Here is a 13,612-nt window from a genome sequence, read left to right as displayed (position 1 = left end):
TTATAATGCGCCCCCATGTCGAATGTACCCAAAAGTCCCGCTGGGGCGAACGAGAAACCGGCGTCGGCCGGCGAGCCGGCCAACCCCGGCGACACGATGCGCCGGCCAGCGCAGGATGCGAAACCCGATCAGGCGCGTGACGCGCGTCGGGGGGCGGGCGCGTCTGCGCGAAAGGTGCCGCCTGAAGGGAGCCGCAATACGCCTTCGGCCGCGCCTCGCGGTGAGCATGGCAAGCAGGCTCGCGACGAGGGAGGTGATGCGCGGCAAAGCGAGCAGCGCAATGAAATCCGCGACGCGCGCTCGGACACGCCTCGTGTTGAACAGCGTCGTGCGTCTCGCAACGAACAGGGAGATCGCGGGCCGCGTAGCGAGCAACAACGCGGATCGACCCGAGGCGAGCAACGTCACGGATCGCGCGACAAACAATCGGGCGAGCCGCGCAAGGAACAACCTCGCGCGCCGCGCGAAGCGCGGCCGTCGCGGGTCGTCGAGCCGAATCCGATTCCACCGGTCACGTTCCCCGAAGCGCTTCCTGTCTCCGGTCGTCGCGACGAGATCGCGCGGGCGATCGCGGAGAATCAGGTCGTGATCGTGTCGGGCGAAACCGGCTCGGGCAAGACCACGCAGTTGCCGAAAATCTGCCTCGCGCTTGGCCGTGGTTTCGGTGCCGGCGGCAATGGTCTGATCGGCCATACGCAGCCGCGCCGGATCGCCGCGTCGGCGACCGGGCGCCGTATCGCCGAGGAACTCGGCACGCCGTTCGGCGAAGTGGTCGGATACAAGGTGCGCTTCAACGACAACCTCGCGCCGGGCGCATCGGTCAAGCTGATGACCGACGGCATTCTGCTTGCGGAAACGCAGACCGATCCGCTGCTGAATGCCTACGACACGCTGATCATCGATGAAGCACACGAGCGCAGCCTCAACATCGATTTTCTGCTCGGCTACCTGAAGGAGATTCTTCCCAAGCGTCCCGACCTGAAGCTGATCGTCACCTCGGCGACGATCGACGCCGACCGTTTTGCGCGTCATTTCGGCAGCGACGACAAACCCGCGCCGGTGATCGAAGTGAGCGGCCGGATGTATCCGGTCGAGGTACGTTACCGTCCGGTCGTCGAGGACAGCCCGGCGGTCAAGGCGGCGCAAGGGACCTCGGGTGCAACCTCGTCTGGCCGCGAGCGCCCGAAGACGCAGCGCGAGACTGATCGTGATCTGATGGAGGCGATCGTCGACGCCGTCGACGAACTGTGCCGCGAAGGCCCCGGCGACGTACTGGTGTTCCTGCCCGGCGAGCGCGAGATTCGCGACGCCGCCGAGGCGCTGCGCAAACATCATCCGCCCCACACGGAGATCCTGCCGCTGTTCGCGCGGCTCTCGGCCGCCGAGCAGGAGCGCGTGTTCCGCGCGTCGAACGCGCGCCGCATCGTGCTCGCGACCAACGTCGCCGAAACTTCGCTGACGGTACCCGGCATCCGTTACGTGGTCGACACCGGCCTTGCGCGCGTGAAGCGCTACTCGTATCGCAACAAGGTCGAGCAGTTGCAGGTCGAGTCGATTTCGCAGGCCGCCGCGAACCAGCGCGCGGGGCGTTGCGGCCGGGTCGCCGATGGCATCTGCATTCGTCTGTATGAGGACAGCGACTTCCAGGGCCGCGCGCGCTTCACCGATCCAGAAATTCTGCGCTCGTCGCTTGCTTCGGTGATTCTGCGCATGAAGTCGCTGCATCTGACGGCGATCGAAACCTTCCCGTTTATCGAACCGCCGCCGGGCCGTGCGATTTCCGATGGCTACCAGTTGCTCAACGAGCTCGGCGCCGTCGACGACGACACCCACCTGACGCCGCTCGGCCGCGAACTCGCCCGACTGCCGCTCGATCCGCGCGTTGGCCGCATGATCCTCGCCGCGCGCGACCAGCAGGCGCTGAAGGAAGTGCTGATCATCGCGAGTGCGCTGTCCGTGCAGGACCCGCGCGATCGCCCGATCGAAGCGCAGGAGCAGGCGGACCAGGCGCATCGCCGGTTCGCCGACGAGCGCTCCGAATTCCTGCAGTGGCTGAAGATCTGGAACTGGTTCGACGAAGCGATCGCGCACAAGAAATCGAACCGGCAGCTGCAGGACGAGTGCCGCAAGAACTTCCTGTCGCAACTGCGGCTGCGCGAATGGCGCGACGTCCACTCGCAGCTGCTGACGGTGGTGCGCGAGCACGGCTGGCGGCTGAACGAAGCGGAGGCAACATTCGAGCAGATCCATCTGGCGCTGCTGACCGGTCTGCTCGGCAACATCGGCCTGAAAGCCGACGACGAGCCGTACTACCTCGGCGCGCGCGGCATCAAGTTCTACTTGTGGCCCGGCTCGGCGCTCGTGAAAAAAGCAGGCAAGTGGGTGATGGCCGCCGAGCTCGTTGAAACGAGCCGTCTGTACGCGCGCTGTATCGCGAAAATCGAGCCGGAGTGGGTCGAGAACGTCGGCGCGCATCTGCTCAAGAAGTCGTTGTCCGAGCCGCATTGGGAAAAGCGCGCGGCGCAGGTGTCCGCGTTCGAGCGCGCGATGCTGTACGGCCTGCCGATCTATCACCGGCGGCGCGTTGCATTCGGCAAGCAGGACCCGGCGCGGGCGCGCGAGCTGTTCATTCGCGGTGCGCTCGTCGAAGGCGAGTTCGACACGAAGCTTGCGTTCTTCGCGCACAACCGCAAGCTGCTCGCCGACATCGAGCAGCTCGAGCACAAGTCGCGCCGCCAGGACGTGTTGGTCGACGACGAATTGATCTACGCGTTCTACAATCAGGCGCTGCCGGACGGCATCCATACCGGCGCCGCGTTCGAGCGCTGGTATCGCGACGAGGTCGAAAAGAGCGGCCAGGCGGAGGACAAGCTGCAGCTGTTGTATTTGTCCCGAGACGATCTGATGCGGCACGAGGCGGCGGGTGTCACGACGGATCTGTTCCCTAAGCGGCTGACGATGGCGGGCATCGAGATGGCGCTGACCTACCACTTCGAGCCGGGCACGCCGCGCGACGGCGTGACGCTCGCAGTACCGCTGTACGCGCTGAACCAGGTCGACGCGCGCCGCTGTGAGTGGCTCGTGCCCGGGATGCTGAAAGAAAAGGCGCAGTTGCTGCTGAAGTCGCTGCCGCAAAAGCTGCGTCGGCATTGCGTGCCGCTCCCCGAGTACGCGGCGGGCTTCGCCGAACGGCACGGCGCACAGCGCTTCGGAGGAGGAGGCTTGCTCGAGGCGCTGATCGCCGACCTGCGCGAGCAGACCCAGGTCACGATGAAGCAGTCCGACTTCAAGCTCGAGACGCTGCCCGCGCATCTGTTCATGAACTTCAAGGTCATCGACGAACATGGCCGGCAGCTCGCGATGGGGCGCAATTTGTCGCAACTGCGCGCCGAGCTCGGCGCTCAGGCGCAGCAGCATTTCCAGAAGCTCGTTTCGGGCGCGGCGGGCGCCGCCTTGGCCGACGCGGGCGGCGGCGGTGTTGCGGCACCTGCACGCTCTCCAGATTTGGCTCAGAGTGGCGCGTCGCGCGGCAAGGGCGCGGCCGCGCCGCAACCCGCGACACCCGAAGGCGCACCAGCCACCGCGCTGTATGAAAACCTGACCACGTGGAATTTCGGCAAGTTGCCCGAGTTGCTCGAAATTCGCCGTGGTGGTCAGACGCTGTTTGGCTACCCGGCGCTCGTGGACCGTGGCACCCATTGCGACGTCGAGGTGTTCGATTCGCCGGAAGAAGCCGCGCGGATTCATCGGGCGGGCTTGCGTCGGCTCTTCGCGCTGCAGTTGAAGGAGCCGATCAAGTATCTGGAGAAGAATCTGCCCGGCCTGCGCGAAATGGCCATGCAGTTCATGCCGCGCGGCACGCAGGAGGAACTGCGCGATCAGCTGATCGACACCGCACTCGACCGCGCGTGTCTGCAGGATCCGCTGCCCGACGACGATGCGAGCTTCCATGTCCGCCGCGACGAAGGGCGTAGCCGCCTCACGTTGCTCGCGCAGGAAATTTCGCGGCTGGTCGGTCAGATTCTTGGCGAATACGCGAGCCTGACGAAGAAGCTCCTGCAGGCGAAGCCATTCGTGGCCGCGTACACCGATCTGCAGAATCAGCTCGATGCGCTGATCGGCAAGCGTTTTGTCGTCGATACGCCGTATGCCCAACTCGCACATTTCCCGCGTTATCTGAAGGGGATGGCGCTGCGTATCGACAAGCTGCGCGCGGACGCCATACGCGACGCGCGCCAGTTCGCCGAATTCCAGCCGCTGCTGCAGCACTATCAGCGCGCGGTGTCGCAGCGCGGCGGCGTCGTGGATCCGCGGCTTGCGGAATTCCGCTGGCTCCTCGAAGAATTGCGCATCTCGCTGTTTGCGCAGGAGTTGCGCACCCCGATGCCGGTTTCGGTGAAGCGCCTGCACAAGGTGTGGGAGTCGATGCAGCGCTAAAGCCAGGGCGCTCGCTCGCGGACGCTGGACACTGGGTGTGCACCGCGGCCGATGAGCGGGCCCGCGCACCGGTGCGCGCGGGGTACACCGAGCGTCCTCTGAGCGCCGTCGCGGCCGGACTCGGTCCGATACGTTCACTCGAGCTGATTTCACCAATGCATCCCCGCGCCGATCGATGCGCCGAACTGTCGGCGAGAGTCGGTGCTGCCTTGGACCTTGTAGATCCATTTGCCGGTGTCCGACAACTGCGACACGCTGATTGCGAGCGCAGATTGACCGCCGTACGTGCCACCCGCCATGGCGACCATGCCGTGTCCCGGCAGCACCGCTTGCGGCAAAGCTGCCATCGCGAGCGCCGATGCCGTGCCCCCGTAGCTGTCCCGACGGGCGGAGCGGATCTGGTCGTCGGTATAGCGATTCGACGCGCTGATCGCGCCGCTCACGCTTTGCTGCAACTGATTGACGTTGACCGCGTCGGTGCCTCGCACGCCGGCCGCGACGTTGGCGATCTGGCGTTCCTGGCCCGCCGCGCCAACCGATACCGTGTTCGCTCGGTCGGCGACGGAGCCCTGGCCTAACGCCACCGAGTTGTCGGCGCTCGCGCTGGCTGCGGCACCGACCGCCGTCGCGTTGTTGCCGCTGGCGATGGCGTTCGCTCCGATGCTTGCCGCGTTGGCGCCGCTTGCTTGTGCATTCGCTCCGACGGCAATCGCGTTCGTGCCGGCCGCCTCTGCGTTCGCACCCTCGGCGACCGTGTTGACGCCGCTCGCCCGCGCGTTCGCCCCGGCCGCAATCGCGTGCGCGCCGGACGCCTGCGCGCTCTCAGTCGCGCTATCGCCTGCCGCGCTGAACAACGCGTCGGCCGTGCCGATCGTCGCGTTATTGATCGCGCCTTCGAGCGCCGCGTTCAGCTGACCGAGGTTGACCGCGTCGGACGCCTGTACGCCGTCCGCGACGTTGTGGATGACGGTGCCCTCCGTGGTATCGCCGCCGAGCGTAACGCTGTTCCGGTTGATGCTGCCGTCGGCGTTCGTGTCGTACATGACCGCGCCGTCGAGCTTCGCTGCGGTCGCGATGCTCTGGTCGCTCACCGCTTTCAGCTGGGCGACGTTGACCGCATCGGTGTCGGCGGTGCCAGCCGCGACGTTGGTGATCTGGCGCTCGTTGCCCGTTGAACCGACCGACACGGTACCCGCGCGATCGGCGATCGAGCCCTGGCCGAGCGCGACGGAGTTTGCAACTAGCGCGCTCGAGTTAGATCCGAGCGAAAGTGCGTTGTCGGCGGCTGCGCTGGCACCGGAGCCGAGCGCGAGGGCGCCGGCGCCGTTCGCCGTGGCGTTGGAGCCGAGCGCCGTCGCACCGGAGCCGTAGGCCGACGCTGACGCGCCCAGCGAGGTCGCGTCGGCCGTGCCGGCGACGGCGCCCGCGCCGATCGCGGTCGAGTCGGTTGCGCTGGCGCTGGCGCTGGTGCCGAATGCGGTTGCGTTGCTGCCCATAGCGCTGGCGTTGCTGCCCGCGGCAAGCGCGTGCGTGCCGTCTGCGAGCGCCTCGTTGGAGCCGTCGGCCGGGTCAGCAGCGCTGAAGTAATGCAGCGCGCTGCTTTGAGCGAGTGCATCGACCTTGTTGTCGACCGCGCTCAACTGGCTCACGTTGACCGCGTCGGTGGGCGCGGCGCCCGCGGCGACGTTGGTCAGGCGACGCTCGTTGTTCGCCGAGCCGAGCGAGACTTCGCCCGTCGCGCTGGAGGCCGCGATCGGGGTGGCGCCCGTTCCCACGGGCACAAACGCGCTTTGCGACAGGTCCGTCGTGGTGCTGGCGTTGGCGCCTAGCGCGACGCTATTGTCGGCGCTCGCGTTTGCGTTGCTGCCGAGCGCGATCGCGCCGGCTCCCGCGGCCGTTGCGCCGAAGCCGATTGCGCTGGCGTAGGCGCCGCGTGCCTGCGCGGCAACGCCGAGGGCGATGGCGCCGACGCCGCTGACGACGGCATTACTGCCAAGCGCGACGCTCGAGTCCGCGAGCGCCGAGGCCCATGCTCCGGCGGCGAGCGAGTTGGCGCCTCCGGCCTGCGCGACATAGCCGAGCGCGGTCGATCCGACGCCGGTTGCCGTGGATAGGGAGCCAAACGCGGAGGCGGCCGAGTCCGCCGCTATTGAACCGGAGCCCGCTGCGACCGAGTCGACGCCAAGCGCCGACGCGTTCAGACCGAGCGCGGTCGCGCGTTCCGCTTGCGCATTCGCATAAGGCCCGAAGGCGCTCGCGCCTTCGCCTTGTGCGGAAGAGGAGAGGCCCATGGCGACGGCGCTGTCGCCCTGCGCCGTGGCGTTCGCCCCTAACGCGATCGTGCCGTCGTTTTGCGCGTTCGCCTGCGAGCCGACCGCCAGCGATGAGTCGCCGCTTGCGGTGGCCTGTGCGCCTATCGCGACCGCGATGTCGCCGGGCGCGCTGGCCGTGCCTACCTCGACGGAATCGACGCCGGCGCCTGTCGCTTCCGTGACGTAAAGGGCCGCCGCCGCTATTGCAACACCCGCGGTACTTCGAACCGCCCGTGCGATGCTTTTCTGGCGCGCGGAAGCACGGTGTGTTTGCAGGCAGGCAGTTCGCGGCGCTGCGACTTTTATTTGAGACGTGGTATGGCGAATTATCGAAATATTCTTGTTCATCAATTAAAAATCCTCCGCATTATTGTAGTTAGTGGCACGTAGTTAGTGGCACGCAGCGCGTATTCCGACTTTGACGTGAAGTTATTGCCTGGTGGGTTTGAAAATATTGAAAATACAAAAACGCCGGTCATTGGTAAGGCTTGCGTTATTTGGCCGAGCGCGCGTCAGCCCGGCGATGTACGCTCGGGATTCATGGGGGAGGCGCTACCGGGGCGGCGCGTATGGAGAATTCTCCGATGTCCGCGTGCAATTCAGATATCAGCAAACTCCGAAATTCAATCGGGCTAAAAAATATATTAATACGGCTAGATTTTTATTGATAAGGAAAGAGGAGTATTCTTATTGCTCCCGCTAATCATTTGCGCGATTTTAACGTGTGGCTGATGCATGATTGACCCTGACAGGGAGAGCACATTGATTCCTCACTCGAAAACCCGCGGCGCGAGCATCAAACCGGACGTGGCAGACGAAACCTCCCGCACGCGGCCGCGCTTCATCGCACCCGTCATTTTTCGGTCGTCGCCAGTGACTTACGTCAACCGCCCGGACCGGCAAACGTTCTACAATGACCGTTGTTTTCCGAAGCGAGTTTTCATGCGTCAATTTTTTCTTCCCGGCTTGAGTGCCACGTTCGCCGCGACCGCGGTGCTGGTCGCCGCCGCAGGCTTTTTTTCTCCAGCGGCGCACGCCAATAACGTGATCGTGCTCAATTCCGGCGAGGCCACGCTGAGCCTGATCGACGAGAACAGCCATCAGGTCATCGGCACCGTGCCCACGGGCAAGGAACCGCATCACCTGATGGCCACGCCGGACAATTCCTCGCTGATCGTCGCCAATTCGGTGTCGAACAGCCTGATGTTCGTCGATCCGAAAACGGGGCAGTTACAGCGCTGGGTCGAGAACATCGAAGATCCCTATCAGATCGGTTTTTCGCCTGATCGCAAGTGGCTCGTCACTACGGGACTGCGGCTCGATCGACTCGACATCTATCACTACGACAACCAGAAAAACCAGATGACGCTGGCTTCACGGCTGCCGCTCGCGGTGATGCCGAGCCACATGGCGTTCTCGAATGACAGCAAGACGGTGTTCGTCTCGCTGCAGATCTCGGGCGAGCTCGCCGCCATCGACCTGCCCACGCAAACCGTCAAATGGAAGATGAAGGTCGGCAAGGTGCCCGCGGGTCTGTGGATGACGCCGGGGGAAAAGTACCTGCTCGTCGGCATGACCGGCGAGGACTGCGTCGCCGTGGTGGACTGGCGCAACCAGAAGGTCGTCAAGACGATTCACACGGGCAAGGGCGCTCACAATTTCCGCTCGCTCGCCGACGGCAAGCATGTCGCGGTGTCGAACCGCGTCGCTAGCACGATCAGCATCATCGACGAAGACACGCTCACCAACGTCGGCGACATCACCGGCCTGATGCCGGGACCGGACGATATGGAACTTTCCGCCGACAAACGCTATCTGTGGGTGACCTTCCGCTTCGCGAAGCATGTTGGCATCATCGATCTCAACACGCGCAAGCTGATCCAGACCATTGCGGTGGGCCGCTCGCCGCACGGCATCTATTTCTTCGACCGCGCGCCGGTGACGGCGCCGAACGGCGCTTGAGGGGCCTGAGGGCGCCCGACAGTGCCTGAGGGCAACAGGGCAGAGCCAGGACGCCACGAGCCACCAAGGATGAAGTAACAGGCCAGCATCATGTTCCATCTGATTTTCTCCTCACTCGACAGCTTCGTTTCAGCCGCGCAGACGTGGCTGTACGTCGACGTGGTGCAGCCGCTGCTGTTCCGGTTCGATCTGATGGACTACGACGAGGACACCTACGACAGCCTGTACTGGGTCATCGTCGGTGTGCTCGAGGTGCTCGCGATGTACGCGATCCTGCGTCCGCTCGAGGCGCTGCGCCCGGTCGAGCAATGGGAGAACCGCAAGGCCGTGCGCGTCGACGTGCTGTACACGTGGATCGCCAAGCTCGGCATTCTGAACCTGTTCTTTTTCTTCGCGCTGCAACCGTTCTTCGACAACGTGCAAGGCTGGCTGCGGCTGCACGGCATCGCGAACCTGAACTTCGACAACCTGTGGCCCGGCGTGACCACGCAGCCGCTCGTCACGTTCGTCATGTATCTGCTCGTACTCGATTTCGCCGGCTACTGGTATCACCGCTGGCAGCACCGCGTCGGCGTGTGGTGGGAGCTGCATGCGGTACACCATAGTCAGCGGCAGATGTCGCTGTGGTCCGACGATCGCAACCATCTGCTCGACGATCTGCTGCAGGCGTCGTTCTTCGCGATGATCGCGCTCGCAATCGGTGTGCCGCCGTCGCAGTTCGTCGTGCTGGTTGCGATCACGAATCTCGCGCAAAGCGTGCAGCACGCGAACATCCGCCTGTCTTACGGCTGGCTCGGCGAGCGGCTGCTCGTCAGCCCGGCGTTCCACCGCCGTCACCACGCGATCGGGTACGGTCACGAAGGGCTCAATTACGGTTGCAATTTCGGCGTGCTGTTCCCGTGGTGGGACATGTTGTTCCGCAGCGTGTCGTGGAGCCGCGATATGGAGCCGACCGGTATCAGCGATCAGCTCGAAGGCCGCCGCTATGGCGATGGATTCTGGGAGCAGCACTGGTTCGCCTTCGTGCGCATCGCGCATCGCCTCGTATCGAAGCGCCGCGCACCCGGCAACGACACCGCTGCCGTTTGAGTCGGTCCAGAGTCCGTTCTGAGTCCATTGCGGATCCATTCGAGCGCGCACTCCGCCGCGCTGCTCGCTTCCGCCGGCGGCGCGTTCCTTGGTTTATGCTGTGCACGTTCGAGCGCACCCTCCAGTGCCCCAGCATGCCTGGCCCGGGCGCGGCGCGATTCTCCCGTCCATCGTTTCGTTCGCAGGCACTGGCTCGCATGAATGATCTGTTGCGCTCGTTTGGGCGCGCACTCGCAAGCGCGTTGCATCCGCGCATGCTCTGGCTGACCTTCAAACCGTTTATCGTCGCGACGGTCGGCTGGGGCGTACTCCTGTGGTTCTTCTGGCAGACGCTGACCGGCGCGACCCGCACCTGGCTCGACGACTGGTCTTTCACCGCCACGCTTTATCATCTGTTCGACGTGCTCGGTTTTTCGACGCTGCACGCGGTCATCGCGCCGTTCATCGTGATTGCGATGGCGATCCCGCTGATCGTCGTCACGGTGCTGCTGCTGATCGCCATGCTGTCGATGCCGGCCGTGATCCGCTTTCTCGCGGCCCGCCAGTTCGCCGGGCTGGAGATGCGCCACGGCGGAACGTGGTACGGTAGCCTCGGTCAGGCGCTCTGGACCACGCTGCTGTGTCTGGCGCTGCTGATCGTCACGTTGCCGCTGTGGCTCGTGCCGCCGTTCTTCGCGTTGATTCCGCCGCTGCTGTGGGGATGGCTCACGTATCGCGTGATGACCTACGACGCGCTCTCGTTGCATGCGACGCGCGACGAGCGGCGCGAACTGGTGCGGCGCCACCGGCTGCCGTTGCTGCTGATCGGTATCGTGAGCGGCCTGCTAGGTTCGCTGCCGACGTTGCTGTGGGCGTCGTCGGTATGGCTGATTGTGCTGTTCCCGGTGATCACGACGGTGACGATCTGGATTTACGCGTTCATCCTCGTGTTCTCGGCGCTATGGTTCGGCAACTACTGCCTGCGCGCGCTGCAGCGCATGCGGGCGGAAGCGCCTGGTGGCGCGCGCGAGGTCGCGCCGGTTCCCTATTGATCAAACGAAAGAGGCGGCAATGGCATTTGGCGTCATCATCATCGGCGATGAAATCCTCTCGGGCAGACGCGTCGACAAGCATCTGCCGAAGGTCATCGAGTTGCTCCGCGGGCGCGGGCTGTCGCTCGGCTGGGCGGAGTACATCGGCGACGATCCGGAGCGCATCACGGCGACGCTGCGGCGCACGTTCGCGTCGGGCGACATCGTGTTCTCGACGGGCGGTATCGGTGCGACACCGGACGACCACACGCGCCAGTGCGCGGCGGCCGCGCTCGGCGTGCCGCTCGAGCTGCATCCGGAAGCCGCGAAGCTGATTCAGGAGCGTATCCGCGACATGTATCCGGCGAACTCGCCGGCGCCGCTCGATCTGAACTCGCCCGAGAACCGGCATCGCCTGAATATGGGCACGTACCCGCAGGGCGCCGACATCATTCCGAACGGTTACAACAAGATTCCGGGCTTTTCGATCCGCCAACACCATTTCGTGCCGGGTTTCCCGGTGATGGCCTGGCCGATGATCGAGTGGGTGCTCGACACGCGGTACGCGCATCTGCATCACACGACGCCGCACGCTGAAAAATCGCTGCTGGTGTTCGAGTTGCCGGAGTCGCGCGTGACGCCGCTGATGGAGAAAATCGAGCGCGATTTTCCGGGCGTGCGGGTGTTCAGCCTGCCGAGCGTCGGGGATGCGGAGCGCGGCGGCGTGTATGCGCGGCATCACATCGATCTGGGTGTGAAGGGTGAACCGGAAGCCGTCGCCGCGGCGTTCGTGAAGCTGCGAGAGGGGGTGCATCTGCTCGGTGGCGATATCGTCGAGCCTGAAGCGGCGGCAGCGGCTTCGGCAGCGGCCACGGGTAAGCCGTGAAGCTGAGCGGGCCCTCAATACGATTCAGGTAAGTAGTCAGGACACGACTGCGCTGACGAAGTTTTATACGGCGTTCTATCACGCGCTGTGGGCGCCGAGCGTATTCAGCGATTCCAACGGCCAATATATCGGCTTCGACCAGCAGGTCCGTACGGTTAGCGCGGGCCACGCGGCGCAGTACACCAGCTTTTCGGGCTGGGACATCTATCGCTCGCTGATTGCGCTCAAAGCCACGCTGTTTCCTCAGGAAACCAGCGATATGGCGCAGTCGCTAGTCAACGATGCGGATCAGTGCGGCGCGATTCCGCATTGGGTCAACGACAACGTCGAGGATGGCGTGATGCCCGGCGACGCCGGCTCGCTGATCGTGGCGGGCGCCTATGCATTCGGCGCGCGAGCGTTCGATACCTCGGGCGCGCTGAAGCACATGATCAAGATGGCCAACGTTCCCGGAACGGCGTGCAATGGCGTGACCACGAACGGCGGCCGCGCCAGTTATCTGCAGTTCGGCTACATCACGAATGGCGAATGGGGGCAGGCATCGTCGACGCTCGAATACGCGAGCAGCGATTTCGCCATTTCGCAGTTTGCCGGCCAACTGGGCAATTCAACGATCCAGAAGATGCTGCTGAGCCGCTCGGCCTATTGGCAGAACCTGCTCAACACGTCGCTGCCGCCGCCTCTGATCGCCGCGCGCAACTCGGACGGAAGCTGGATTGCGCAGACGCAGAGCAGCACCGACAACTACGTCGAAGGCAATGCCGGGCAGTACATGTGGATGGTGCCGTTCAACCCCGGTCGGACCGTTTGCGCAACTGGGCGGCAACACGGCGGCGGTGTCGCGCCTGAACGCGTTCTTTACGGTGTTGAACGCGGGGATGAGTCTGCCCAATTTCTATATGGGCGACGAACCGACCTTCGAGGTGCCATGGCTATATAACTGGGCGAGCGATGGCGGTGGGGCAGACCATCGCGATGCCGCCGGGCGAGCTCGTGGCGAGCGTCACGCTGCCGAAACAGGTCAGCGCGGGCAAGCTGCACGTGTTCGGGATTTCGGCCGCGCCCTGAACACAATGGAGCGCCGCGCGCGCGGCGCTCGACGAAACAAGCGGTCCGCGCCTGAGGGTCAGGTTGGCGCGAACCGCGACATCGCAGTGTCACAACCCGCGCCGACGATGCAATCAATGCGTGGTCGGCGCGAACCGTTTCAATCGGCGTGCTTCAGCGCCGCGCCACGGGCTTCCGCAGATGCGGGCAGTGCGCCACGCGCCATCAGGCTCCGATCCACGGCAAGCCGCGAAAACACCATCCCGACACCGTCTTCCGATGCCCCTGGCCGTCCTTGTCGCCTTCGAAGCCTTCCAGCAGGTCATACGCCTTCGTGAAGCCGGCCTGGGTCGCGGCGATCGCGGCGAGCTTCGAGCGCGCGGCGCTGCGGCACAGGAACAGCACCGGCGTGTCGGGCGAGGCGACCTGCGCGAGTTGCTGCACGAACTCCTGATTGGGCACCGCGCCCGGATAGCGCGTCCATTCGACATGCGCGTATTGGCCATCACCGATCACCGGCCGGCCGACCCAGTCGAGCTCGGCGCGGGTACGCACGTCGACGAGACGCGTGCGCGGATCGAGTTCCAGCAGTTCGAACGCCTCGGCCGGCGATACCGCGCCCGCGTAGGGCAGTTGGTTCTCGGTGCGGCGGGCGTCCGCCTTCGCGTAAAGCTGTTCGAGCGTGCTCATGAGCGTCAATCTCCTTCGGACCAAATGATCATTCTAGCGCGCTGCAGGCAGCGCACAGACCTGTGTAGACTGGACGGCGCCGGGCAGTCGCGGGCGCCGTCCCAACCTCGATGCGCAAATATGGTGCATTTCCTGCTGAATGCACCACAATGGTAGGGGCCGTCGTTTCCAAAGCGGTG

General features: G+C 64.8%; 7 protein-coding genes and 1 pseudogene. 6 read left to right on the top strand and 2 right to left on the bottom strand.

Annotation, left to right across the window (positions count from 1 at the left end; genetic code table 11):
- Positions 1–15 precede the first annotated feature (15 nt).
- Positions 16–4,437, top strand: coding sequence for an ATP-dependent RNA helicase HrpA (gene hrpA, locus OKW40_RS09855; protein ID WP_429489503.1), 4,422 nt, complete (start codon positions 16–18; stop codon positions 4,435–4,437).
- Positions 4,438–4,586: 149 nt separating this feature from the next.
- Here the strand turns inward: hrpA and OKW40_RS09850 are convergent, their stop codons facing one another.
- Positions 4,587–7,097: a YadA family autotransporter adhesin gene (locus OKW40_RS09850; RefSeq protein ID WP_429489501.1), complete on the bottom strand. Its 2,511-nt coding sequence runs from the start codon at positions 7,095–7,097 to the stop codon at positions 4,587–4,589.
- A gap of 594 nt (positions 7,098–7,691) precedes the next feature.
- Between OKW40_RS09850 and OKW40_RS09845 the strand changes: the two genes are divergently transcribed.
- The 5 genes and pseudogenes from OKW40_RS09845 to OKW40_RS09825 all read left to right on the top strand — a co-directional run.
- Positions 7,692–8,711: a beta-propeller fold lactonase family protein gene (locus OKW40_RS09845; RefSeq protein ID WP_184063866.1), complete on the top strand. Its 1,020-nt coding sequence runs from the start codon at positions 7,692–7,694 to the stop codon at positions 8,709–8,711.
- A 90-nt stretch (positions 8,712–8,801) separates the two neighbouring features.
- On the top strand, positions 8,802–9,800 hold the full coding sequence (locus OKW40_RS09840) for a sterol desaturase family protein (RefSeq protein WP_429489499.1): 999 nt from the start codon (positions 8,802–8,804) through the stop codon (positions 9,798–9,800).
- 197 nt (positions 9,801–9,997) lie between these two features.
- Positions 9,998–10,831 carry an EI24 domain-containing protein gene (locus tag OKW40_RS09835; protein WP_184048089.1) on the top strand — a complete coding sequence of 278 codons (834 nt, stop codon included), beginning with the start codon at positions 9,998–10,000 and terminating at the stop codon, positions 10,829–10,831.
- A gap of 19 nt (positions 10,832–10,850) precedes the next feature.
- Complete coding sequence (locus OKW40_RS09830) at positions 10,851–11,696, top strand: competence/damage-inducible protein A (RefSeq protein ID WP_184063872.1); 846 nt, start codon at positions 10,851–10,853, stop codon at positions 11,694–11,696.
- A gap of 13 nt (positions 11,697–11,709) precedes the next feature.
- Positions 11,710–12,658 (top strand): annotated as a pseudogene (locus OKW40_RS09825) (glycoside hydrolase domain-containing protein); the annotation flags it as partial.
- Between the two features lie 310 nt (positions 12,659–12,968).
- Here OKW40_RS09825 and OKW40_RS09820 read toward each other — a convergent pair.
- Positions 12,969–13,433, bottom strand: coding sequence for a rhodanese-like domain-containing protein (locus OKW40_RS09820; protein WP_184022229.1), 465 nt, complete (start codon positions 13,431–13,433; stop codon positions 12,969–12,971).
- Positions 13,434–13,612: the final 179 nt, after the last annotated feature.

This window comes from Paraburkholderia sp. RAU6.4a (assembly GCF_050435625.1).
Classification (GTDB): Bacteria; Pseudomonadota; Gammaproteobacteria; order Burkholderiales; family Burkholderiaceae; genus Paraburkholderia; species Paraburkholderia tuberum.
This window is presented reverse-complemented; position numbering and strand designations above follow the sequence as displayed.